This is a genomic window from Mycobacterium sp. MS1601, assembly GCF_001984215.1.
Taxonomy (GTDB): domain Bacteria; phylum Actinomycetota; class Actinomycetes; order Mycobacteriales; family Mycobacteriaceae; genus Mycobacterium.
The window spans coordinates 3,574,859-3,596,386 of the sequence record NZ_CP019420.1 but is presented as its reverse complement, the minus strand read 5'-3'; the positions used below and the strand labels follow the sequence as shown (position 1 = coordinate 3,596,386).

The window sequence follows — 21,528 nt, the reverse complement described above, 5'->3', positions numbered from 1 at the left end:
GGCTATCGCGGCTCCGGAGCCATCCGCTCGCCGAGGCTGTCGTAGATGGGCGGGGTCGCAGTCAGGTACGACACCAGCACCGCAGCGGCGGTGGCCGCCAGCATCGGCACGGCCACCGACGTGGTGGCTGTCATCTCGATGACGATCACGATTCCGGTCAGTGGAGCCCGCACAGTCGCGCCGAAGAAGGCGGCCATCCCCACCAACGCCATCGGGAGGGCCAGTGCTCCGACGTCGGTGCCCCACACTGCGTTGAACCCACTGACGAACAGCAGCCCCCACAGCGCACCCAAGGCCAGCAAGGGTGCGAACAAGCCGCCGGGAACAGCAGCGGCATACGACAGCGGCCCCGCGACAAAACGCACCAACAGGTAGCCGATGATCACCGGAACGGCCAGCTGCTGGCCGCTGAGGATCGTCTGGGTCAGCTGGTCCCCGCCGCCGACCGCCAGCGGGGAGATGAACATGGTCAGCCCGATCACGGCACCGATGGCCGCCGCCTTGGCCACCACTGGAATACGCCGCACACCACCGATGTGATCGACAAACCACAACACATTTCGGTTGTAGGCCGCACCCAGCAGCCCGGTGAGTAACCCGAACACCACGAACAGTGGCAGCCACGCGAGATCCGGGGTGGGCACCGCGCCCACGGCGAAATCAGGATTGTTGCCCAGCATCCAGCGGGTGCAGGTCACCGCCGAGGCTGCGGCGAACAACGTTGCCAGCACTGGTTCCAACCGGAAGGACTTGGTGACCTCTTCCAGAGCGAACAACGTCCCAGCAATCGGGGCATTGAATGCGACGGCCAGTCCTGCCCCACCGACTGCCGTCTGCATCAGCCGAACATCCTTGTCGGACAGGCGGACCCGCCGTGCTGACTCGGCGCCGATCACCGCACCCATGTGCACGGTGGGGCCCTCGCGGCCCAACACCAGCCCCGAGCCGATCGACAGCACACCGCCGATGAACCTGGCCGGCAGCACCAGGAAGTTGGGGGCGCTCGCGTCGCCGCGGTAGACGGCCTCGACGTGCGGGATGCCGCTACCGGAGGCCAGCGGCACCCATCGGACGATCAGCGCGGCCAATGCGGCACCGATGGCCGCGACCGCGATGGGGACCAGCCACCCGGGGCCCGGCGCGGCCTGCGACCATTCGACCAGTTCACCGCGCAGTCGGTCCGCAGTCTGCAGGCACCAGCGGAAGGCGCCGCCGAGGAACCCGATGAGTGCGCCCGAGAACACCGCTGTCAGATAGAGCAGTGCTGATTTTCCGACGTCGGGATGAGTCATGTACCGGGACGGGGTGGCTCGCTTCTGCTGCGCACGGCGGGGTCATCTCCTTCGGAGGTCGGGTGTTCAGTCTGTCAGTGCGGTTACCTCTCGGCCAGCCGAGCCTGCCACTACAGTTCCCGGTGGTCAGGCAACATCACTTCCAGCCCAGGGGATTGATCATGGATGTCGCAGCACGGTCGTGGCTCGCCACAGGCGTGGCGTTTGTCGGCGCGGGCGCAGTGGCGTTCGCACCCATCACGCCCTCCAACCCGGTACCGGAGTTGCGCGTGACGACGCCGATAGCGGTTTCGGCACCCCCTGTCGAGTTGGCGGCGGTCGACTGGCCGTACATCCTGTCACTGCCCATCGTGCGACAGATGGTGGTCAACTGGGCCGAGAACTGGGTGGTGTACCTGGGTGGCTTCGCCCAAGCGGGCATCGGCCTGGCTGAGTCGCTGATCGCCATTCCCGGAGTCACCGTGGAGATCATCGAGCAACTGGTCGCCCTCGACTTCGTGGGGCATTCGACACGTTCACCGAGGCGGTCCGCGATTCCGTCGTGGCCGTCGGCCAGCCGCTGTTGGACTCCTGGATCTGGCGTTATCAGAAGGCCCTGCTGGTGGATGTGGCATTGACCGAGGCGCTGCCGCAAGCGTTCATCGACGTGGTCAACGGCTTTCTCACCGCGGGCGGAGGAGTCACCACCGCACTGATCCAGGGCACCCAGGACTTCGTGGCCGCGGTATTGACCTTGAATCTCACCAACATCGTCGATGCGGCCGTGGACGGGACGCGGAACTTCGTGGTCTCGCTGGGCGACGGAGCCAGGTCGATCATCGACGGCATCGAGTCAGCCCAGCTGGGTATCAGCACCGCGCTGGCCACTGATCCGCCCGTGCCGCCCACCTTCGCCGACGTCGACAGTCCCGCGGTGGAGTCGACGATGGCCGAGTCGGCCGTGACGGTCACCGTTGATACCGAGGTGGCGGCCGATACCGAGGTGGCGACCGAGGACCCTGCGGCCGTGTCCCTTACCGAGCCCGATCCAGAGTCCGGGCGCCAGGCTGTTGAATCCACTGAATCCGACACCGAAGCAGAGGAATTGGAGCAGGACGCACCTGCCGAGGACGCGGAAGAACCCGTCACCGAGGACTTGGACACCGCCGAAGAGCCGGCGACGGAGACCGACTCGCAGACTGCCGAGCAGCCGAGCGACAGCGCCGCCAACGAGGAGAAAGCCGAGTCTCCGGCAGCTGAGCCGGCGTCGGACAGCGAGGCTGCCGCCTAACCGCTGCCGGTCTGAAGCGCTGCGGGTCCACCGCGAACCAGGGTCACGCTGTCACCGACGTTCACGGTCACGACATGCTCGGTGAACGGGAAATGCAGCAGGCCGTGGAAGTCGTCGGTCCGGACGAACGTGTGTGCCCTGGCGAACAACGGTTGGACGTCGAACACTCGGACCTGCAGTTCCTCGCGGCGCAGGAAGCCCAACTCGGCGCCGGATTCGGGATCGGTGATCACCTGGCCGGAGTCGGCGCACACCGCGAACACCATTCCGGGCCTCACCCCCGCTTCGGCCCCACGGTTGATCACCAGGGTGTAGTCGTCCTCGATGAGAGCGACGTGGCCCGTCAGCGTCGGCCCACTCACGAGGCCGCCATCGAATTACTCTCCCGCAACAGCGATTTCGACGCCGAACCGACCCGGATACGCGGTCGCAGATCATCGGCGGGCACCGGGATGTCGATGGCTCCGGCACCGTCCTGTTCGGTCCCCAGCGTGAGTTCCACGGCGGTTTTGGCCTGGAACAGGGCGATGACCGCCTGCTGGTGACGTTCGGTGCCGAACGAGTTGAGAGCCACCGCGAGTTTCTTGTCGACGTACTCGACCGACCGCTGCAGATCCGAGTGCGCGGGTTCGGCGGGACGGCCCGCCGATTCGATCCGGTTCCCGCCGTACCAACGCTGCCCCAGCGCGCCGAGCGCCAGTGCACTTACCGGAATCACCACCACGGTGCACATCAAACCCAGCGCGTTGTCCAGGGCGATGGCGCCGGCGAGGCCGAACAGCAGGGCCAGCACCGCGGCGCAGAACAGCTGCAGCGACGCTGGAATTGCCTCGACCGCATGCCACAGCCGCGCAATGCCATGCCCGACAAAGCGGGCGACGGCGGCAATGGCCGTTCCGAGCGCGGTCAACACCTTGACGGCGGCGCGGCCGAACTGGTCGACGCGGTGGGCCGGAGGTGTGGGCATCTTCCAGACCCGCTGCTGCGGCGCCGGGCTGGCCGACGCAGGCTGCGGTTCTTGCGCGGGAGCAGCCTCGGCCGTCACCTCGGAGGTCGCCTCAGGCTCCGTCTGCTCCTCGATCTTGTCGGGGTCCGACTTCACCGTAGTCACATTTGTCACATCAGCCACATTGGTATCTTCTCGCAGCCAGCGGCATGATGCCGGCCTGACGCGCCGAGGCGTCAAGCCCTATTCGTGCGGCTCAGGCGGCGGCGTCGCTTTTGTCGCTGGAGGAGGAGTCGGATTTGTCTGCCTTGCCCGAGGTGTCAGATTTCTTCTCGGCGGCGTCTTTCCTGTCGACCTTCTTCTCGGCCGCGTCCTTCTTGGCCGACTCCTTCTCGTCCGCCGCGTCGTCGGTCTTGGAGTCCCCGGCGTCCGAGTCGGTCTCGTCCTTGTCGGCAGAGACCTTCTTCGCCGACTTGGCGAACCCGTTGGTCATGATCTTGCCGAAGTCGTCCACCGCGGAGCGCAGGCCGTCCACCAGGTCCTGGCCCGGATTCCACTGATTCTTGGCGGGTTTCACGTCGTCCGCTTCGCCGGCGTCCTCGTCGAGAACGACGTCGGCCTCGACCACCGGGGTGACCTCGGCCTCAGCCGTGGCGGCAGGAGCGTCGAGACTCACCAGCTGTGCACCGGAGTCCGGAATCTCGTCGACTGCGGCCAGAGTGCTGCGGTTGCGCTGCTGGTCGGAGGTATCCAACGGGTTGCCGCTGCCATCCCAACCGATGGCCTTGGCGATGATCTTGTTCATCTCGATCAGCGATCCGATGAACCCGGGCCCGTTACCGGTGGCGAGATTGAACCGGATGAGGGGCAGCCCGAGGATGTCCCGTTCGTAATCCATGTCGAGGGCGTTGAAGATCGAGCCGCCCGGACTGAAGAGGCCGCCGAAGGTGATACCCACCTTGGTGCCTTCCGGGAACGACACACCGATGGCGGGCCCGAACGCCTCAGCCAGTGCTGTGATGTCGACGTGCACATCGCCGTTGAGGAACGCGTCGACCATCTGTGCCGGGGTGTTGACGAAGGTGCTCAGCGCCCGCGCCGCATCCGGGTTCGCGGCCGTGAGGTCCTCGATGATCGACTGGAAGTTCATACCCATCACCGCGAGGGGACCGGCGATCGGTCCCGCCAGCCCCAGCAGCACACCACTGAGCGGTGAGGCGGAGAAGTCGAGCAGCATCTGCCCGGTCGGCGAGATCTGGAAGAACAGATCGACCCCGGGGATCGAGGTGATGAAAGGCAGCGCGTTGTACAGGAAGGTGTGCTGGCCATCGAGGGTGTCGGTGGACGGTGAGCCAGGGGCGGTGAAGCCGCGGGCAACATTGATGGCGATCTGTTCGGCGATACCGGCGATGTCAGGCAGTTCGCCGAGGTAGCGGATCTGGTTCGCGATGCTCTGTTGAAGAATCGGGAACGCCGGGTTGAAGGCCGAGTTGACCAAGCTCCCGGCGTTCTGACCTGCGTTGTTGAAGATCACCGACCAGTCGGAGTCGGCCGCCAGCTGGACCGCGGGCTCGACCTTGTCGGGCAGTGGCGGCTCGATCGGCGTAGCGGCGATGACCCCCACGCTGACAATCGCCACGCCCGTTACCGCCACCGAACCAACGCCTGCCCGCATCCCAACTCCCTTGTCCGACCCGCGCGCCTTGTTCCCAGAACCGTATCCATCCACACGCGTTTTCACGAAGAAATTGGATTCAAGGGTCTTCGGGTGTCGGTGTCCCCGGATCAGCTGCCCGTTTCGGAGGCAATGGTCGCCGCCGCGTGACACGCTGTTCGACACGCAAAGTCGTACAGGACCTGGGAGGATCCGAGCGTGGCCGAAACGAAGATCACCGTCATCTACGACAACCCCACCGATCCCGCGGCCTTCGACGCCGCCTATCAGGCAGAGCAACTCGACGCCGCTCGCGCCATTCCGGGTTATCTACGCATCGAGACCTCGCGGGTCTGGCCCAAAGAAGATGGCAGTCCCACCCCCGCCTACCGCATGATCGACCTGTACTACGCCGACTACGACGCCGCGAGCGCCGCCGTGACGACCCCTGAGGCGGGAGCGTTCTTCGAGGCCATGGCCCGGTTGTCCACCGGCGGTGTACGAGTTCTGTTCTCCGACATCGAGATTGCCGCCAACTCCTGATCCAGGCGACGGGTTGCGCCCGAGGCCGGAATTAGCAAGGGACTGTTTGTCCCAGGCACAAGCCGGTGAAGCAGCGGCACACTCGAGGTCATGCTCCTGCGTGCCCTCATCGCCGCCGTCATGATCACCCTGACCGCGATCGGCTTCTCTGCAGAGGCTGCGGCCGGACCCAACCAGGTGCTGGGAACCTGGCGGATGGTCTCGGCGGAGACCGAACGCGATGGGGTGACTGCCCCGGCATACGGCGACCGGCCCAACGGCATGCTCAGCTTCACTGCGGACATGCGGTTCGTCGAGGTGCTGACGGACTCATCCGTCCCACGTTTCGCATCCGGGGCCCGCGGTGAGGGCACCGATGCGGAGAACCGGGCAGCCATGGCCGGGAGCATCGGCTTGTTCGGCACCTACACCGTGGACGCCGACGGTCAGTTCAGCGGTAACTACGTCGAGGGTTCCACCTTCCCGAACTGGGTGGGCGACGTCAGAACCACCGATGATTTGCGCATCATTGTCGACGGCGACCGGATGACGGAGAATTTCACCCGCCCGGACGGGACGAAGATCACCATCGTCTTCGAGAGGGTGCGCTGAGTCATCCCACGGCGCACCGCGTTCCGGGACTCCAACACACTTGGCGAACGTCGCCCGGCGAATTCACGCAACAGCGTCGAGAGTGCCCGTGAGCTCGCTGTGTGTATGGCCACAATCGCTGCACAGCACCTCGTACCACAGGGAACCGGATCCACCTGTCGCGAAGGCATATTCAGCCGAATGACCGCAGCGAGGACAGCGAGCTGTACCACGTTCGACAGTTGATTTCACCGCTGCCCCTCCTACCCAGTGCCTGCGCAGCTGTGTACCCCGCCGCCACCGTGTGCAATCCACCTTTGGATAACCCAGTCCGGCAGGTGGGTGTAGGCGGCGGCTTCCTCGGCGATATCAACCTGCGCGGTATCACGCCCGTGTTAAGAGTTGCCCCTTCTGTGCGCCACGTCTTGCACACATGGTTCAGCGGGTCTACGTTTCGCCACTAAGCAATTTGTTAAGCACCCGTGAGCGAACAGAGAACATGTCTTCTGAATCCGCTATTGCTGTCACCGACGTGGACAACGCTGCACGCGCCGTCCTCGGCGAACGACTCCGGGCAGCCCGGGAACGCGCCAGAATGTCCACGCGCGACGCCGCCGCTCGCGGCGGTGTCAGCGCGGGCTTCATCAGCCAGCTGGAGAACGGCAAGTGCGGTGTCTCCGTCGGTGCACTCAAGCGCATCTCCGCTGCAGTGGGGGTGTCGGTGGCTGAGCTGCTGGCTGACGAAACACCCTCTGCACGGCCAGTTTTGCGTGCTCACGAACGTCCGGTGTTCTCCAGTGACGGTGGATTGCAGAAGCTCCTGTTGTCCCGGCCCCCCATCCATCAGCTGGAGGTGTACGAAGGCACGTTCGAGGTAGGCGGGTCAACCGGTCCCGAGCCCTACGCCCACGACAACGCCCACGAGCTCTTCTACGTGCTCACCGGCCACATCGAGTTCTCGATCGGGCCCGACACCATGACGTTGGGACCCCGCGACAGCGTCGAGTACCTGTCCTCCGTTCCGCACCGAGCCGTGAATGTCGGAACCGTTGCAGCACAGGCGATGTGGATCACCTCGCATTTCACCCCGCCCCTCGATCCGAACCCACTCAGTACCGCACCCGCACACCAGATGAAGGACTGACCATGGCCACACCTCACCACCTGCTGATCACCGGAGGCCACCTCTTCACACCCGCCGGCATCGTCGAGGAACCCGTGCTCATCACCGACGGCATCATCGCCGCGATCGGCCCCGAGGCGCTCACCGCCACCGACGCCGTCGAGATCGACGCTGCCGGCGGCCTGGTGTCGCCCGGATTCCAGGACTGCCACATCCATCCGTACCACGCCGGCCTCGACATGATCGCCTGCGACCTGACGCCCTACACCACCGCCGACGGATATCTCACCCGCATCGCGGAGTACGCGGCGGACAATCCCGACCTGGAATGGGTCACCGGGGGCGGCTGGTCGATGGACTCCTTCCCTGGCGGACTCCCGACGGCAGCAGCCTTGGACGCCGTGGTTCCCGATCGACCAGCGTACTTCCCCAACCGCGACGGCCACGGAGGTTGGGCGAACACCAAGGCACTCGAGATCGCCGGAATCGACGATTCGACACCGGACCCGTTCGACGGTCGAATCGAGCGAGACGCCGACGGTCACGCCATGGGCACGCTGCAGGAGGGGGCAATGGGCCTTGTCGCCCAGCACATTCCGCAGCCCACCCAGGATGATCTGGACGAGGCTCTGCGGATCGCCCAGCAGAGACTGTTCTCCTGGGGCGTCACCGCCTGGCAGGACGCCATCGTCGGCGCCACCAACGACGTCCCGGATCCGCTCGACTCCTACCTGCGGGCCACCGCCTCGGGCGAGCTGAAGGCGCACGTCGTCGGGGCGCTGTGGTGGGACCGCAACCGCGGGCTCGAGCAGATCCCGGAGTTGGTGGACAAGCGCACGCGTGCGCTGGCCGGCGGGTTCGCCGCCACCACGGTCAAGATCATGCAGGACGGCGTGGCCGAGAACTTCACCGCCGGCATGCTCGAGCCGTACCTGGATGCCTGCGGATGCCCAGGAGAGAACATGGGCAAGAGCTTCGTGGACCCCACCAGCCTCAAGGACATCTCGGTGCAACTGGACGCCCTGGGTTTCCAGTTGCACTACCACGCACTCGGCGACCGGGCGGTCCGCGAGTCCCTCGATGCCATCGAGGCTGCCCGAAAGGCCAACGGCAACCAAGATCTTCGCCACACCCTGGCTCATATCCAGGTGGTACACCCCGACGACATCGCGCGCTTCGCCGAACTCGACGTGGTGGCCAACATGCAGCCGCTCTGGGCCCGCCACGAGGACCAGATGGACGTCCTGACCATCCCGTTCCTGGGCCGCCGGCGGGCCGCCTGGCAGTACCCCTTCGGCTCGCTGCACCGCGCCGGCGCACAGCTGGCGTCGGGCAGCGACTGGCCGGTTAGCACCGCCAACCCTCTGGAGATCATCCACACCACCGTCAACCGCGCCCCCTTCGGCGCCAGCGGAGCATCCGCCTTGCCCTTCCTTGGTGAACAGGCCCTGTCCCTGGCGGACGCCTTGATCGCCCACACCCTCGGCACCGCCTACCTCAACCACGACGAGGACCGCTCGGGCAGCATCGAGATCGGCAAGGCGGGCGATATCGTCATTCTCGACCGGGATATCTTCGCCGCACCGGTCGCCGAGATCGGCGCGGCCACGGTCGCCTACACGATCATCGGCGGCGAGATCGTCTACCAGGCCGACCCGGCCTTGGTGCCGGCATGAGCGCCACCGATGTGACCGCCGAAGACACCGCGCTTCCCACCTCGGCGCCGGCCTCGGTCGAATTGCGTTCCCTCACCAAGACATACGCCGGTGCGATCGCGGTGGACAATCTGAGCCTGCAGGTACACCCCGGTGAGTTCCTGAGCCTGCTCGGCCCCAGCGGGTGCGGCAAGACCACAACGCTGCGGATGATCGGCGGGTTCGAGTTCCCCGACGACGGGTCCATCCAGATCTCCGGCCGTAACGTCGAGAACCTGCCCCCGCACAAGCGCCCGGTCAACACCGTCTTCCAGGCTTACGCCCTGTTCCCGCACATGAAGGTCGCCGACAACGTCGCATACGGGTTGCGCCGCTCCGGTGTATCGAAAAGCGATATGGCCCAACGGGTGAGCCGAGCACTCGACATGGTGCGGATGACGGCATACGCCAGCCGTAAGCCCGCCCAGCTCTCCGGCGGTCAACAGCAACGCATCGCCCTGGCGCGGGCACTGGTGAACCGCCCGGCAGTACTGCTCCTCGACGAACCGATGAGTGCCCTCGACCGCAAGCTGCGAGAGGAGATGCAGGTGGAGCTGAAGCTGCTGCAACGCGAACTCGGCACCACCTTCGTCTTCGTCACGCACGACCAGGAGGAAGCGCTGTCGATGAGCGATCGGGTTGCCGTGATGAAGGACGGTCGAATCGAACAGATCGGCACCGCCTCCCAGGTGTACGACGCCCCCGAATCAGCCTTCGTCGCGGGCTTCATCGGCCGCCAGAACTCGTTCCCCGCCACCATCTCGTCCTTCGACAGTGCCGGCGTCAGCGTCCGCACCGCGGGCTTGTCCCTGTACTCCTCGCGGCCGGTCAAGGGCGAGCAGCCGGCCTCGGCCGGCGCCGAGGTCACCGCGGCCATCAGGCCGGAGTCGATCGGCGTCAGCCTCGCGCAGGCGCCCGAGGCCACTGGTGCCGACACCCCGGTGAACTCCGTCTCCGGGACACTGCTGGGGGTGTCCGAACTCGGCCACAGTCTGCAGCTGGTGGTCCAGACCGCCGGTGACAACCAGATCCTGGCCCGCCTACCCCGCGCCGCCAACCCGCCCACCGAACTCGGATCGACGGTGACCTGCTCCTGGTCTGCCGATGCGGTCCGAATCTTCACCTCCTGACCCCTGCCAACGGAAAGACAGCTCATGACGAAGCAACAACCGGTACGTGCTCTCGTTCCCGCCGCGCTGAAGAACTCGATCAGCCGCCGCGCATTTCTGGGAGGCACCGCCGCACTGGGCGCAGGCGCCTTCCTGGCCTCGTGCTCCTCGTCTTCCGGCGGCGGCAACTCCTCCGCGGGCACCCTGAACATCTACACCTGGGGTGAGTACGACGACCCCGAGGTACTCAAGGAATTCACCGCCGCCAACGGCCCGTCGATCACTTTGGACTCCTACGGCTCCAATCCGGAGATGATCGCCAAACTCAGTGCGGCCAAAGGCACGTCGGGTTACGACATCTGCGTGCCCACCCACTCGGCGATCCAACAGATGGCCACCGCTGACCTGCTCACCGAACTCGACCACGCCAAGCTTCCCAACATGAAGAACCTCAACGCCAGCGTGGTCGACACTCCGTTCGATCCGGGCAACAAGTACAGCGTGTGCAAAGACTGGGGCTCAACGGGTTACGTCTACGACACCACCGTCATCACGCGTGAACTCACCTCGTGGGCCGATTTCCTGGACGCGGCGCAGAAGGAAGCCTCCGGCAGCCTGTCGCTTCTCGAGGATCAAGGCGAGGTGGCGTTCACGTACTTCTACGCCAACGGGATCGATCCGAACACCACCGATCCAGCGAACATCGAGGCCTACCGGACGTTCATCCTCGACAAGATCGCACCACATGTCCAGGCCTTCGAGTCCTCGACCAACAGCTCGATCTCCACCTCGGCACGCGCACTGATCCACTGCTGGAACGGTGACGCCCGGCTGGGGATTCTCGGCAATCCCGAACCCGAGCGGTACAAGTGGGTCTGGCCCTCCGAAGGGGCCAACCTGTGGCAGGACAACTGGGCGATCGTCAAGGGAGCACCCAATGAGGAGGCTGCCTATCAGTTCATCAACTACGTTCTCGACCCTGCTGTGTCCTTGAAAGAGCTCACCTACATCGGCTACAACACCGGTATCGACGGAGTGGAGCAGGCCGCCACCGAAGCCGGTATCGAACGCCCTGATTTGGTGTTCATCAGCGATGAGGTCATGTCCAAACTGGTCTACAGCCAGATGACGTCGATGGACGGCACCATCATCGCCATTTACGACGAGCTCAAGGCAGCGGCGGGCCAGTGACCGTGGTGGACGGTCCGGTGGCCGCGCCGCGGCGTCGGCTGCGGCTGCCGGGCGGCCTCGGCGCCCTGCCGCTGGGCGCCTGGATCCTGCTGTTCTTCATCCTGCCATTCGGCCTGGTGGTCTGGTACAGCTTTGGCTACAAGCCGGGCATCTACACCACGCACGCCAACGACATCCTGTCCTTCGACCGCTACGGCGAGGCCGCCTCGCCGGCGTTCTTCGCAATCTTCGTCCGCACGTTGAAGATCGCGGCCCTCGGGACCGTGCTGTGCTTGCTGATCGCCTTTCCGATGGCCTATTGGATGGCTCAGAAGCTGACGGCGAAGTGGCGCGGTGTGGTGCTGGCCCTGGTCCTCATCCCCTACTGGACAAACTTCCTGGTGCGCACCATCGGGTGGCAGATCTCCTTGAGCCCAACCGGTTTCATATCGGAGATTCTGCAGGCGATACACCTGACAGACGGGCCGATGCACGTGCTGTACACCTCGGCGGCGGTGCAGCTGGGCGTGGTGTACAACTACCTGCCGCTGATGATCCTGCCTCTGTACGTGGCCCTGGAGCGGATGGATCCCAAGCTGCTGGAAGCCAGTCGCGATCTCGGTGGAACGGCGTGGAGTACGTTCTGGCACATCACGTTTCCATTGGCAGTGCCCGGTGTGACCGCCGGGATGCTGCTGGTGTTCGTGCCGTTGATGGGCGACTACATCACGCCCACCGTGCTGGGCGGTGCCAGCGGCAGCATGGTCGGGCAGATGGTGGCCGCACAGTTCCAGAGTGCTCAGAACTGGGCGCTCGGTTCCGCGATGGCGGTGTTGTTGATGATGGCGATCTTCGGCACCAGCGCGGTGGTGGGTGCCGCGCTGAAGGTGGTGGGCCGCATCACCTCGGCGGTGACATCCCTGGCGCTGACCACAAAGGAGCCCTCATGAGCGTCATGGGTTCACTGCGCCGGCGCAGGATCGGCCTCGGCGACGCCGCGCTCACGGTGTGGGGGCTGCTGGGCCTGGCTTTCCTGTTCTTCCCGATCGTCGTCATCGTGGTGTTCTCGTTCAACTCCGGACGCACACTGCAGGCCTTCGAGGGGTTCAGTATTCAGCCGTACTTCGACGCCCTGGCCAATCCTGCGATCACCAATGCGATCACGGTGTCACTGATCACTGCCACCGGCACCGCGGTGGTGTCCACTGTTCTCGGCACCTTCGCCGGCATCGCCTTGACCCGGCGACCGGGGTGGTGGGCGCCTGGGCTGCTCGTCCTTCTGGGGCTGGTGATGGTGACTCCCGAGATCGTCAGCGCCATCTCGCTGCTCCCCTGGTTCGTCACCCTCGGAACCGATTGGGGCTTGGCGTTTTTCAACACCGGCCAGGTCCGTCTGATCATCGCCAACTCACTGTTCGCCAGCGCGGTCGTCACCTTCATCGTGCGGGCCCGGATGGCGGGTATGAACGAGGCGCTCGAAGAGGCGGCCGCCGACCTCTACGCCACACCGTTGCGGCGGTTCACCGACATCACCTTGCCGTTGATCAGCCCCGCCGTGATCTCGGGCGCGCTGCTGGCGTTCACTCTCAGCCTCGACAACACCGTGGTGTCGTCGTTTGTGTCAGTGGCCGGCTCCACGCCTTGGCCGGTGTACATCTTCGCATCACTCAAATCAGCACTGCGGCCGGAGATCGCAGCGATGTCGACGCTGATGCTGGTCCTGACGCTGGTGGTGCTGGGCATCGTGGCGTTGATTCTGCGCCGTGACCCGGCCGGTTCGGGCGGCGGAGCAGCCGGGCTGACGGGAGCGATGGTCGGTCGGTGAACCGCTGCGGCCCTTGCTAGGTCAGGGTGGCCGCGAGCGTAGTTCCGAGCCGCCGCCCTGACAGCCAGGCCGACTCGACGCGCGGAGCACCGGACGGGCACCAGGCGTCGCCGCAGAGGCCGAGCGGACGTCCGCTGTTCAGCAGGCCGAATTCGGCGTCGCCATGCGTGCCCGCGGGTTTGGCGAATGTCCAGCGGTGCGCGTGCGCCCAGGACGGTTCTCCGACGGTGCCGCACAGTCGGCCAAGTGTGGCCAGCACCGGCGCCACTGCGTCGTCCGGACAGTCCAGGTGCGCACGCGCACGTGTCGCGGTGGTGTGCGCGACGAGGACCGGTGCGCCATCACCGCGCCGGGACCCGTCGTCGGCGACGAAGGACACGTCCGGGTCGTCGTTGACGAACGCGGCGTGGGTCAGCGTCCAGTGCCGCTCGGGCCAGCCGGCGGCGACGGCGATCACCGGCTCGTACTCCACCCACTCGGCGGCCTGCGGCGCCAGCCGGGCGGCCTGTGGGTCCGGCATGGCCAGCACCATGGCGTCGTGGGTGAGACGGTCCAGGGCTTCGACCGTCGACTCCAGGCGGACATCGTCGGGAACCAGATCGCGCACCAGCGAGCGCAGCCCATCCGGTGTCGCGAAGCGCACCGGCCCCGCGGTGACGTCGCGGCCGTCCGGGGAGATCACGTCGAAGGTGTCCGTCCACCGGTGCGCGAGTCCCCGGGCCACCCACCCCTCGACGACGGCGGAGAAGTCCGGATCCTTGACGGTGAAGTACGCCGCACCCATGTCGACACGACGGCCATGCAGGGTCGGTGACGCCATGCGACCACCCGGTGCGCGGCCACGCTCGAAGAGCTCGACCGCCACACCCCGCTCGTGCAACGCCTGCGCGCAGGCCACGCCGGACAGACCCGCTCCGATGACCGCGACGCGTGGTGATGCCATGCCCGCGAGGGTAACCGGGTGCTGGTCCGAGCTCGTGCGACGGAGCTATTCGAGAACCGAGTAGCTCCGGAACCGGCCTCTCTCATGCTCCGGCAGATACGGTGTCGAACGGGCCACAACCGTCCGCGCCTCAAACCGCTCGTCCGTCGCGTCCACGATGCGCACACCGGCAACCCGGTCGGTGACGCAGAACCCGTCCACCGACAGCGCGAGAGCATCGAAGGCGGCTTCTGTGTCGGCATAGCGCCCGGGGGCGCCGTTCAGACGCTCCAGCAGCGCCAGCGCCTCGGCTGGGCCCAGCGACAGCAGGTCAACACCGTCCAGCATCACAAGGCACTTGGGCGACACCATGATCTCGGCCAGGCGATCCGCCAGGTAGGTCAGAATCAAGCCCGAATCCTTGCGCGTTTCCGTCACGCTCTGCGAGGAAGGCCCGTGCTCGGCGTACGCGGCGATGAGATCCTGCTTCTCCTGGTCGCTCAATCCATCGCCGAACAGTTGCAGAGTTTCGCGCAGGAGGTCGTCGGTAACCCCGTCACCCATTCGCGACTCCAGCGGGCCGTAGACGTCGGCGAGTGCGTCCACCTGCGACGGCGACATACCGAGCTCCAACCTGCCCAGCCCTTTGCCGGGGACCAGTGTCCAGTCAGCAGCGGTCATCGCACCCCGTTCCTTTCCGCAACCATCAGACGAGACAGTTCTTGAGGCGACGGCTGTCCGTCAAGTCCGCCGAGCGACACTTGCCCGCACGGTGTTCCGTGCGGGCAGGTGGCGGTCGGCGGGATGCGGCCAAGCGCTCATACCGTAAGGGCGGAACCGGCCTTCTTCTGCAGAATTTCCAGTGCCTGCAGTAGGTAGGTGCGGAACACCGCGTGGTTCTCGCTCATCGGGAAGTGCCCAATGTCCTTCATCTCGATGAACTCTCCGCCCTTGATCTGCCCCGCGGTCCGTGCGCTGTCCTCCGGGGTGGTGAGGTAGTCGTAGTCGCCGGTGAGCATGACGACCGGGCAGCGGTCTCCGTCGATCTCGCCAAGCTTGTCGCGCAGATCGTGGTCTACCGAGTAGAAGTACAGGTCGCCCTTGAACGCTTCGGAGCCTTGGCTGTAGTAGAACCAGGTCTTCCAGCGATCAGCCTCGGGCGACTGCGGGGCCATCAGGTCCCAGACGCCGCTGGCACAGACTTGGGCTGCATTGGCGTGGGGGTGCTGCCACCAATCGAGGTAGAAGCCTGGCGAGTAGTCAGCCCCTTCGACCGGGATGACGCCGGCGAACCGTTCGGGGTGACGCAGCGCCAGTTGCAGTGCGATATTGCCGCCGAAGGAGGAGCCCATGAAGATCGGGTTCTCCAGTTCCAGGGCATCGACGAGCGCCACGATGAAGTTCGCGTAGTGATCGGCGGAGAGTTGGTATTCCTGGGTCCACCACTGAGTGTTCTCCGGCGGGTCCGACTTGCCGTGCCGCGGTAGGTCGTAGGCGATCACGCGGTAGTCCTTGGTGATCTCGTCGTCTTCGAGAAGGCCGCGCCACTGGTGGTTGTGGCACCCCGCGGTGTGCTGGCAGACCAGCGGTTGTCCGCTTCCGTTCTCGAGGTAGAAGACTTTGTACAGAAGCCCGTCGACGTCGACGTCGACGTAGTGCCCGGTGACGGGGGAAATCTTGCTCATTGTGGTGTCCTTGTGCTGGTGGTGGGTGTCGCCGAAGTTGTCAAAGGCGCTGGATCAGACGGGAACGCCGACGGTGCGAAGCAGTTCGAATTGGCGGGTGAAGCACCGCAAGTTCTGCATCAGCACCAGGATGTCGCCCTCGAGTTTCAGGTCGCGTTGGAAGCTCGCCGACCAAATGCCGTGATACATCGGCGCCGGCACCGGGACGCCGAAGTTCTGCCAGGTGTCCGCACTCGCGCGGAGCGCGAAGTGATAGGCCACGTCGAGGGGGCCGGGATCGATGGCGACGTTGACAACCTGGCCACGGCTGACCTCGACGACGAAGGTCCGGTCGGTCATGTCGAGTAGGTAGGAACACGTGAAGTACTTCCCGTGCGCCTGAATCTCCGGGTCGGTGTTGCTCGCCTGGGTGAACGCGTCGGCCCACTCGGCGGCAGTGCTTGCCGAGGTTGTGACAGTCATGATGGTTCCTTCGCGGGAGGGTGAAACCGAGACAGGATTTCTGCTCGTCATGCGGGCGTGCCCGAGGTGGAACGCATCGTTTTCGAGCGAATCGCCCTGCATGTTCCCCATCACACTCGCCACCGGAAGTGGCGTCCAATACCTATCGACAACCGATCGATAGGTAAGAACTAATGGTGGTCGCCAGCGTGCTGAACTACCGTTGAGCTGTGCTTCCCTCCATGGACCTGCGACTTCTGACGTACTTCGTCGCGGTCGCGGAGGAGCTGCACTTCGGCCGTGCTGCCGCCCGGCTGCACATCGCGCAGCCGTCTCTGAGCATCCAGATCCGCAAGCTCGAGCACTCCCTCAACGCCCCGCTGTTCGTCCGCACCAGCCGCCATGTCGAGCTCACACCAGTCGGAGAGCTACTGCTCGACGGCAGCAAGCGGCTGCTCGGTGAAGCCGAACGGTTGGCCTGGCAGATCCAAGATGCGGGGCGGCACGGATCGCGCCGGCCCCTGGTGGTCGGCTTCCAAGCCAACGCCGCAGCAGAGCTCACGCCGAGGATTCTCAACGCGTTTCACGACCTCCATCCCGACATCGAAGTCGACATGCGTTCCCACGACTTCACCGATCCCTATGTGGGACTGGCCGACGGTTCAGTGGACGTCGCATTTCTACGCCCACCCGTGCTTGTGCAGGATTGGCTGGGCATCGAGACGCTGTTCGTCGAGCCACGCGTCCTTGTCGTTTCGGCGACGTCACCGTTGGCCGGCCTCCCCGAAATCAGCGTCGAGCAGGTACTGGGCCAACCTTTCGTGGCGCGCAGATCGCCCGACGCGTGGCGCACCTTCTGGCTCGCCGCCGACAGTCGACACGGGACGCCCGTTCAGCTCGGCGCCGAGGTGTCCACCGTCGACGAATGTTTCGAGGCCATCCTCGCCGAGCGCGGAATGGCCTTCTCGCAGGCCTCCACTCAACGTTTTTACGACCGCCCGGGGCTGGCTTTCATTCCGGTTACCGACATCCCGCCGACGATCCTGACGATCGCCTGGCGCACTGACGTCGACTCCCCTGTCACACGTGACTTCGTGGAAACGGCGAAAGCCGTCGCGTCGCTGAGCCCCATTCCCAACGCCTGGGTTCCCAACCGGACCTCAGGCGACCAGGTGCTGCCGACCAAACACGTTGATCAGCACGAGGTTTCCCGTTTACGTCGTGTTCAGTAGCAACATCCACGCTGCTGATCTGTCGCGTTAACCCCTGGTGGCCGTGCCTGTTTCGACGTCCACGTCGACGTCCTCGGTGCCGCCGCCCGGTGTCCGGATATCGAAGGAGTAGCGCTGCACGCCGTCGTCGTACTCCAGCGACCACTTGGCCACCGAGCCCGGCACCAGCGCGGTCGCCCGCCCCGCAGCGTCCATGGGCGTCAACGTCCGCGGATCCACGGCCACCGGATTGTCCGATTCCCGATCACGATCGTTGGAGATCACCTGTGCGGACTGGGCGTCGATCTTGAGCTCACGCTGCTCGGTGTTCTGTTGAGAGTCGATTTTCCACACCCACCCGTTGGTGGAGCGCTCGAACTCCAGCTCGATCTTGGTAATCGTCCCACCGGGAACGGTCTCGTCGGCCACCGCCAGGGCCCGGTCGAGGGCAACCGGGAACGTCGTCGTCGCCAGATCGGCGTCGGGACCCGGGCCGGCCGAGACCTCGGTCGACGAACCTGACGACGGACCCGCGGAGCTCGACGTGCTCTCCGGTGACGACGTGGTCTCCGATGACGACGGAGCCGACGAGGTTGACGAGCCCGCGGGCTCACTCGTGTCCGACGAACACCCCGCCACCACGAGCACACCGACCGCTGCCGCAGCCACCAACACTGAACCGAACTTCTCAGATGCGATCACCCTGGGTCTCTAACCGAACTGCCCCGACGACAAACCTGTCCGCGTGGCCGTCGTCGACTCCAGCAGCGAACCGCAGACCGCTGCTGACCGCAACACCGCTGCCGAGACCGCACTAAGGCGAGCCCGGGACACCTGGAGTGACCCCAAGGAATCGGACAGTCAGCCGGGCAGTAGCGGCGGGCTGAACTCAGGCTCCAACGAGAACTCCGTTGCCCGTCAGGGTAGTAACAACGACAGCGGCAGCAAGTCCGGCAAGAAGGACCAACAGAAAAATAAGACGGAAAAGAAGAAGAAACGCCAAACCCAAGCCCAAAAGAAACACAAGAAGAAAGACGGCCGGTGACACCCAAATCCCTTGCCGACGGCAAAAACACCTACGAGGGGGCGCAGCACTGTGACCACCAATGAGCTGCTTCTCGACGTCGAGGTCTTCCCGGACTACGGATTGGTTGAAGTCACCGATGTAGGCGGACGAGAGTCGCCTGAGGAAGGTGGCCAAGAGTACGGAGTTCTACTCTCGGATCACTCTGTGGGTGTGTTCACGATGTCAGTCGAAGAGTCGCTCGAGCGAGATCAGGATGTCCGAGTGCGGGTGTTCCGTGGCAGCGACCAAAATGGTTTGGGCACGTTGGTGTTCGATCGCAACCTGATCTTCAGCGATCCCCCAAAGCTGGGCATCTACCAACCCTTGGCCGATGATCCTGAAGATGGCGGTGGTTCGGTGTCGATCGAACGTACTGGGCCGGTGCGCATCCAGATCTTCGTTGACCCACCACACGAAGCCGATCACGTGAACATCCTGATCCGCTACGACCTACCGCCCTTCGAGATGGACTGAACTGACCTGTGCTTCTGCCCATAACGAGGCGATCCGAACAGCAGGTTGCTTAATCCGCCACGACCCTCCACCGGCGACCAGCACATACGCGTCGTCACGCTACCGCGCCGTGCCACGGACCACCTCGCCTCCTATCTGGGCAGATAGCGTCGGCGGACGTGGAACCAACCTGAGGCCCAATCCACCAGCAGTCAACAGCGCCGTAACAGCGGCGGCCTGAACTCAAGCTCCAACGACTCCTCCGGTAGCCGTAACACCAGCAGCAACGACAGCGGCAGGAAGTCCGGTAAAAAGGACCAGCCGAAAAAGAAGATCGAGAAAAAGAAGAAACGCGAGACCCAGGCCAAGAAAGAAACGCAAGAAGAAGATCGGCCGATGACATCCAAAGCCGCTGCCGCCCAGGTGGCCCCCGACGAAGAGAGCAATGGTCAATGACCAACGAGCTACTTCTCGATATCGAGGTCTTTCCCGACTACGGCCAGATTGAAGTCTCAGACATCGGTGGACGGGAGGGTACGCAAGGGCCAGGTCGCGAGTACGGCGTGTCGTACTCTGACCACACGGTGGATGTGTTCACCATGTCAGTGGAAGAGTCGCTCGCCCGCGATCAGGATGTCCGAGTGCGGGTGTTCAGCGGCAGCGATCAAAGCGATTTGGGCACGTTGGTGTTCGATCGCAACCTGATCTTCAGCGATCCCCCAAAGCTGGGCATCTACCAACCCTTGGCCGATGATCCTGAAGATGGCGGTGGTTCGGTGTCGATCGAACGTACTGGGCCGGTGCGCATCCAGATCTTCGTTGACCCACCACACGAAGCCGATCACGTGAACATCCTGATCCGCTACGACTTACCACCCTTCGAGATAGCCTGAACTGAACTGTGCTTCTGCCCCCCATAACGAGGCGATCCGAACAGCAGGTTGCTTGATCCGCCGCAAACCTCCACCGGCGACCAGCACATACGTGTCGTGATGCTGCCGCGCCACTGTCACGGACCATCTCGCCCACACGGCGCACGGCAGCCTATCAGCCAAAATGCCCTGCTATTGGCGGTTATCCAGTGCCCCCAGTCGGACTCGAACCGACACTGTGCGGATTTTAAGTCCGCTGCCTCTGCCAATTGGGCTATGGGGGCCTTGCAGCTCAGAGCATACTTCAGGCGGTTTCAGCCTTCCTCCGACGCCCTGAATACCGCAGTGATACCGCAGTGCTGTCGATGGCCTTGCCCAGCGCATCAGCCACACCGCTCAAATCGTCGTTGAGCAGGTGCCCGTAGCGATCGAGCGTCATGGCCGCCGTTGCATGCCCCAGGAGTCTCTGCACGACCTTGACGTTAGCGCCTGCACTGATCGCCAGTGACGCCGTGGTATGTCTCAGGCCGTGAGGTACCAGCCCTTCGATGCCGACGTCTTCACACGCATTGTCGAATGCCCAGCGGTACTCACCGAGCGGCAGAAACCCGCCCTTCCGACTGGGAAACACCAGCGCATTCGGGTCGGCGGGCAGCTCAGCCTTGAGTTTCTTCCAGACAGGTTCAGGCACTGGCACGTGGCGATCCCGCTTCGTCTTGGTCGTCGACTCCACGATGCCCTTGCCGGTGACCGCCGTTGCGGACGAGCGCACCGTCAGCACCCGATCCCCCACATGCCGGCGTCTCAACGCAACGGCTTCGCCGAATCTCAGCCCGCAGTACCCCAGGACCAACGTCAACGTCTCGAACCGATCTGCAGCCTTGGCCAGCATCAACAACTCGGCATGACTCAGGTAGCGCCGCTCACGCTCGGCTTGCTCGGGAAGATCCTCGTCCCGCTTGATCTCCAACGCGACGTTCTTCGCCACCTTGCCTGTCCGTTGGGCGTACTTGAGGACAGCACCTACCAGCTGATGCGCTTGGGTGATTCGACTTGCCGATAAACCGGCTCCGCGTTGCCCACCATCGACCGTCAGCGACCCCAGCCACGTCGAATAGGACTCGTAGTCAAGCCTTTTCAGCGGAACACCTTCCCACTTCGGCAAGACGACAGTGTCGAGCAACGAACGGTAGCCGGCAACCGTCTTCGGCTTTCGGTGCTGTTTGGTGGCGAACCACTGCTCGGCCACCGACCCGAACGTCTCCGCACTCTTCCTAGGATCGACATACTCACCGCGTTGAAGGTCGGCGGTCAGGCCGTTGAGGTATGCCTGCGCATCCGGCTTGCGCTGGAAACTCTTGGTGCGTTCAGCGCCCGTGCTGTCGACCCATCTGACACGCCAGCGCGAGACCTTGCCGTATACCGCAGACCGCTCCGTACGCATGGTGCCGTCGGATTCCTTGACCCGCTTGTGCCAGCGGTCATCGATACCCGCCCGTTCGTTCCGGGTGATCACAAATCGACCATACCGCAATAATCCGTGGTGGTGATCCGCTTTGCACGCCCCGGTCGGTATTTTGTCTGCGGTCGCACCAACATGATCCGAACGACTTTTCAGTGAATATGGCTGCGGTGGTGGACACGTCGAGTCCTCCCGGTCACTGTTGGCTCAGCCAAGACAA

General features: G+C 64.5%; 24 protein-coding genes and 1 tRNA gene. 14 read left to right on the top strand and 11 right to left on the bottom strand.

Going from position 1 to position 21,528, the window contains the following annotated elements; all coding sequences use genetic code 11:
* Positions 1-2 precede the first annotated feature (2 nt).
* Positions 3-1,292 (bottom strand): ClC family H(+)/Cl(-) exchange transporter, encoded by a 1,290-nt coding sequence (locus tag BVC93_RS17520; protein ID WP_083738586.1) that lies wholly within the window; start codon positions 1,290-1,292, stop codon positions 3-5.
* 161 nt (positions 1,293-1,453) lie between these two features.
* On the opposite strand from BVC93_RS17520, the gene BVC93_RS33175 reads away from it, so the two are divergent.
* Positions 1,454-1,909 carry a hypothetical protein gene (locus BVC93_RS33175; protein WP_157516975.1) on the top strand — a complete coding sequence of 152 codons (456 nt, stop codon included), beginning with the start codon at positions 1,454-1,456 and terminating at the stop codon, positions 1,907-1,909.
* Positions 1,834-2,562: a hypothetical protein gene (locus tag BVC93_RS17510; RefSeq protein WP_083738584.1), complete on the top strand. Its 729-nt coding sequence runs from the start codon at positions 1,834-1,836 to the stop codon at positions 2,560-2,562. Before BVC93_RS33175 ends, BVC93_RS17510 begins: the two co-directional genes overlap by 76 nt.
* Here the strand turns inward: BVC93_RS17510 and BVC93_RS17505 are convergent.
* The 3 genes from BVC93_RS17505 to BVC93_RS17495 all read right to left on the bottom strand — a co-directional run bounded on the left by BVC93_RS17505 (position 2,559) and on the right by BVC93_RS17495 (position 5,183).
* Entirely contained in the window at positions 2,559-2,924 is a 366-nt protein-coding gene (locus BVC93_RS17505; RefSeq protein ID WP_083738583.1) for a hypothetical protein, read from the bottom strand. The two genes, BVC93_RS17510 and BVC93_RS17505, sit on opposite strands and share 4 nt — an antisense overlap.
* Positions 2,921-3,682 (bottom strand): hypothetical protein, encoded by a 762-nt coding sequence (locus BVC93_RS17500; RefSeq protein WP_236950007.1) that lies wholly within the window; start codon positions 3,680-3,682, stop codon positions 2,921-2,923. Before BVC93_RS17500 ends, BVC93_RS17505 begins: the two co-directional genes overlap by 4 nt.
* Before the next feature lie 82 nt (positions 3,683-3,764).
* The gene (locus BVC93_RS17495; protein ID WP_157516974.1) at positions 3,765-5,183 is read right to left on the bottom strand and encodes a hypothetical protein; all 1,419 of its coding nucleotides are present in this window, start codon (positions 5,181-5,183) and stop codon (positions 3,765-3,767) included.
* 198 nt (positions 5,184-5,381) lie between these two features.
* Between BVC93_RS17495 and BVC93_RS17490 the strand changes: the two genes are divergently transcribed.
* From BVC93_RS17490 to BVC93_RS17455, 8 genes are all read left to right on the top strand, one after another.
* Positions 5,382-5,705 carry an EthD family reductase gene (locus BVC93_RS17490; RefSeq protein ID WP_083738580.1) on the top strand — a complete coding sequence of 108 codons (324 nt, stop codon included), beginning with the start codon at positions 5,382-5,384 and terminating at the stop codon, positions 5,703-5,705.
* A 90-nt stretch (positions 5,706-5,795) separates the two neighbouring features.
* Complete coding sequence (locus BVC93_RS17485) at positions 5,796-6,296, top strand: lipocalin-like domain-containing protein (RefSeq protein WP_083738579.1); 501 nt, start codon at positions 5,796-5,798, stop codon at positions 6,294-6,296.
* A gap of 478 nt (positions 6,297-6,774) precedes the next feature.
* Positions 6,775-7,419, top strand: a complete 645-nt coding sequence (locus tag BVC93_RS17480) for a helix-turn-helix domain-containing protein (RefSeq protein WP_192860022.1) — start codon at positions 6,775-6,777, stop codon at positions 7,417-7,419.
* Positions 7,420-7,421: 2 nt separating this feature from the next.
* On the top strand, positions 7,422-9,074 hold the full coding sequence (locus BVC93_RS17475) for an amidohydrolase (RefSeq protein WP_083738577.1): 1,653 nt from the start codon (positions 7,422-7,424) through the stop codon (positions 9,072-9,074).
* Complete coding sequence (locus tag BVC93_RS17470; protein ID WP_083738576.1) at positions 9,071-10,222, top strand: ABC transporter ATP-binding protein; 1,152 nt, start codon at positions 9,071-9,073, stop codon at positions 10,220-10,222. The genes BVC93_RS17475 and BVC93_RS17470 overlap by 4 nt, the downstream gene beginning before the upstream one ends.
* 24 nt (positions 10,223-10,246) lie before the next feature.
* Positions 10,247-11,392: an ABC transporter substrate-binding protein gene (locus tag BVC93_RS17465; RefSeq protein ID WP_083738575.1), complete on the top strand. Its 1,146-nt coding sequence runs from the start codon at positions 10,247-10,249 to the stop codon at positions 11,390-11,392.
* Positions 11,389-12,321 (top strand): ABC transporter permease, encoded by a 933-nt coding sequence (locus BVC93_RS17460; protein WP_197687500.1) that lies wholly within the window; start codon positions 11,389-11,391, stop codon positions 12,319-12,321. Before BVC93_RS17465 ends, BVC93_RS17460 begins: the two co-directional genes overlap by 4 nt.
* Entirely contained in the window at positions 12,318-13,196 is an 879-nt protein-coding gene (locus BVC93_RS17455) for an ABC transporter permease (RefSeq protein WP_083738574.1), read from the top strand. Before BVC93_RS17460 ends, BVC93_RS17455 begins: the two co-directional genes overlap by 4 nt.
* Positions 13,197-13,212: 16 nt before the next feature.
* Here the strand turns inward: BVC93_RS17455 and BVC93_RS17450 are convergent, their stop codons facing one another.
* The 4 genes from BVC93_RS17450 to BVC93_RS17435 all read right to left on the bottom strand — a co-directional run bounded on the left by BVC93_RS17450 (position 13,213) and on the right by BVC93_RS17435 (position 16,265).
* A complete protein-coding gene (locus BVC93_RS17450) occupies positions 13,213-14,139 on the bottom strand; it encodes an NAD(P)/FAD-dependent oxidoreductase (protein WP_083738573.1) in 927 nt (308 codons plus the stop codon).
* A 45-nt stretch (positions 14,140-14,184) separates the two neighbouring features.
* On the bottom strand, positions 14,185-14,799 hold the full coding sequence (locus tag BVC93_RS17445) for a hypothetical protein (RefSeq protein WP_083738572.1): 615 nt from the start codon (positions 14,797-14,799) through the stop codon (positions 14,185-14,187).
* 137 nt (positions 14,800-14,936) lie between these two features.
* Complete coding sequence (locus BVC93_RS17440) at positions 14,937-15,803, bottom strand: alpha/beta fold hydrolase (protein ID WP_083738571.1); 867 nt, start codon at positions 15,801-15,803, stop codon at positions 14,937-14,939.
* A 54-nt stretch (positions 15,804-15,857) separates the two neighbouring features.
* Positions 15,858-16,265, bottom strand: a complete 408-nt coding sequence (locus BVC93_RS17435) for a hypothetical protein (protein WP_083741118.1) — start codon at positions 16,263-16,265, stop codon at positions 15,858-15,860.
* Between the two features lie 209 nt (positions 16,266-16,474).
* Here BVC93_RS17435 and BVC93_RS17430 point away from each other — a divergent pair, with 209 nt between their 5' ends.
* Complete coding sequence (locus tag BVC93_RS17430; protein ID WP_269466567.1) at positions 16,475-17,476, top strand: LysR family transcriptional regulator; 1,002 nt, start codon at positions 16,475-16,477, stop codon at positions 17,474-17,476.
* Between the two features lie 27 nt (positions 17,477-17,503).
* Here the strand turns inward: BVC93_RS17430 and BVC93_RS17425 are convergent, their stop codons facing one another.
* Positions 17,504-18,157, bottom strand: coding sequence for a PepSY domain-containing protein (locus BVC93_RS17425; RefSeq protein WP_083738569.1), 654 nt, complete (start codon positions 18,155-18,157; stop codon positions 17,504-17,506).
* Positions 18,158-18,200: 43 nt separating this feature from the next.
* On the opposite strand from BVC93_RS17425, the gene BVC93_RS17420 reads away from it, so the two are divergent.
* From BVC93_RS17420 to BVC93_RS17410, 3 genes are all read left to right on the top strand, one after another.
* The gene (locus BVC93_RS17420) at positions 18,201-18,500 is read left to right on the top strand and encodes a hypothetical protein (RefSeq protein ID WP_083738568.1); all 300 of its coding nucleotides are present in this window, start codon (positions 18,201-18,203) and stop codon (positions 18,498-18,500) included.
* Between the two features lie 51 nt (positions 18,501-18,551).
* The gene (locus BVC93_RS17415) at positions 18,552-18,995 is read left to right on the top strand and encodes a hypothetical protein (RefSeq protein ID WP_083738567.1); all 444 of its coding nucleotides are present in this window, start codon (positions 18,552-18,554) and stop codon (positions 18,993-18,995) included.
* Positions 18,996-19,426: 431 nt separating this feature from the next.
* A complete protein-coding gene (locus tag BVC93_RS17410; protein WP_083738566.1) occupies positions 19,427-19,867 on the top strand; it encodes a hypothetical protein in 441 nt (146 codons plus the stop codon).
* 189 nt (positions 19,868-20,056) lie between these two features.
* Here the strand turns inward: BVC93_RS17410 and BVC93_RS17405 are convergent.
* Positions 20,057-20,130, bottom strand: a tRNA-Leu gene (locus BVC93_RS17405).
* 20 nt (positions 20,131-20,150) lie between these two features.
* Positions 20,151-21,362 (bottom strand): tyrosine-type recombinase/integrase, encoded by a 1,212-nt coding sequence (locus BVC93_RS17400; protein ID WP_083738565.1) that lies wholly within the window; start codon positions 21,360-21,362, stop codon positions 20,151-20,153.
* Positions 21,363-21,528: the final 166 nt, after the last annotated feature.

What these genes read in the sequence shown, in the direction of transcription:
- BVC93_RS17410 (WP_083738566.1), top strand. Translation starts at nt 19,427, where the DNA reads ATGACCAACGAGCTACTTCTCGATATCGAGGTCTTTCCCGACTACGGC.
- BVC93_RS17480 (WP_192860022.1), top strand. Translation starts at nt 6,775, where the DNA reads ATGTCTTCTGAATCCGCTATTGCTGTCACCGACGTGGACAACGCTGCA.
- BVC93_RS17450 (WP_083738573.1), bottom strand. Translation starts at nt 14,139, where the DNA reads ATGGCATCACCACGCGTCGCGGTCATCGGAGCGGGTCTGTCCGGCGTG.
- BVC93_RS17455 (WP_083738574.1), top strand. Translation starts at nt 12,318, where the DNA reads ATGAGCGTCATGGGTTCACTGCGCCGGCGCAGGATCGGCCTCGGCGAC.
- BVC93_RS33175 (WP_157516975.1), top strand. Translation starts at nt 1,454, where the DNA reads ATGGATGTCGCAGCACGGTCGTGGCTCGCCACAGGCGTGGCGTTTGTC.
- BVC93_RS17495 (WP_157516974.1), bottom strand. Translation starts at nt 5,183, where the DNA reads ATGCGGGCAGGCGTTGGTTCGGTGGCGGTAACGGGCGTGGCGATTGTC.
- BVC93_RS17465 (WP_083738575.1), top strand. Translation starts at nt 10,247, where the DNA reads ATGACGAAGCAACAACCGGTACGTGCTCTCGTTCCCGCCGCGCTGAAG.
- BVC93_RS17520 (WP_083738586.1), bottom strand. Translation starts at nt 1,292, where the DNA reads ATGACTCATCCCGACGTCGGAAAATCAGCACTGCTCTATCTGACAGCG.
- BVC93_RS17470 (WP_083738576.1), top strand. Translation starts at nt 9,071, where the DNA reads ATGAGCGCCACCGATGTGACCGCCGAAGACACCGCGCTTCCCACCTCG.
- BVC93_RS17475 (WP_083738577.1), top strand. Translation starts at nt 7,422, where the DNA reads ATGGCCACACCTCACCACCTGCTGATCACCGGAGGCCACCTCTTCACA.
- BVC93_RS17485 (WP_083738579.1), top strand. Translation starts at nt 5,796, where the DNA reads ATGCTCCTGCGTGCCCTCATCGCCGCCGTCATGATCACCCTGACCGCG.
- BVC93_RS17435 (WP_083741118.1), bottom strand. Translation starts at nt 16,265, where the DNA reads ATGACTGTCACAACCTCGGCAAGCACTGCCGCCGAGTGGGCCGACGCG.
- BVC93_RS17440 (WP_083738571.1), bottom strand. Translation starts at nt 15,803, where the DNA reads ATGAGCAAGATTTCCCCCGTCACCGGGCACTACGTCGACGTCGACGTC.
- BVC93_RS17445 (WP_083738572.1), bottom strand. Translation starts at nt 14,799, where the DNA reads ATGACCGCTGCTGACTGGACACTGGTCCCCGGCAAAGGGCTGGGCAGG.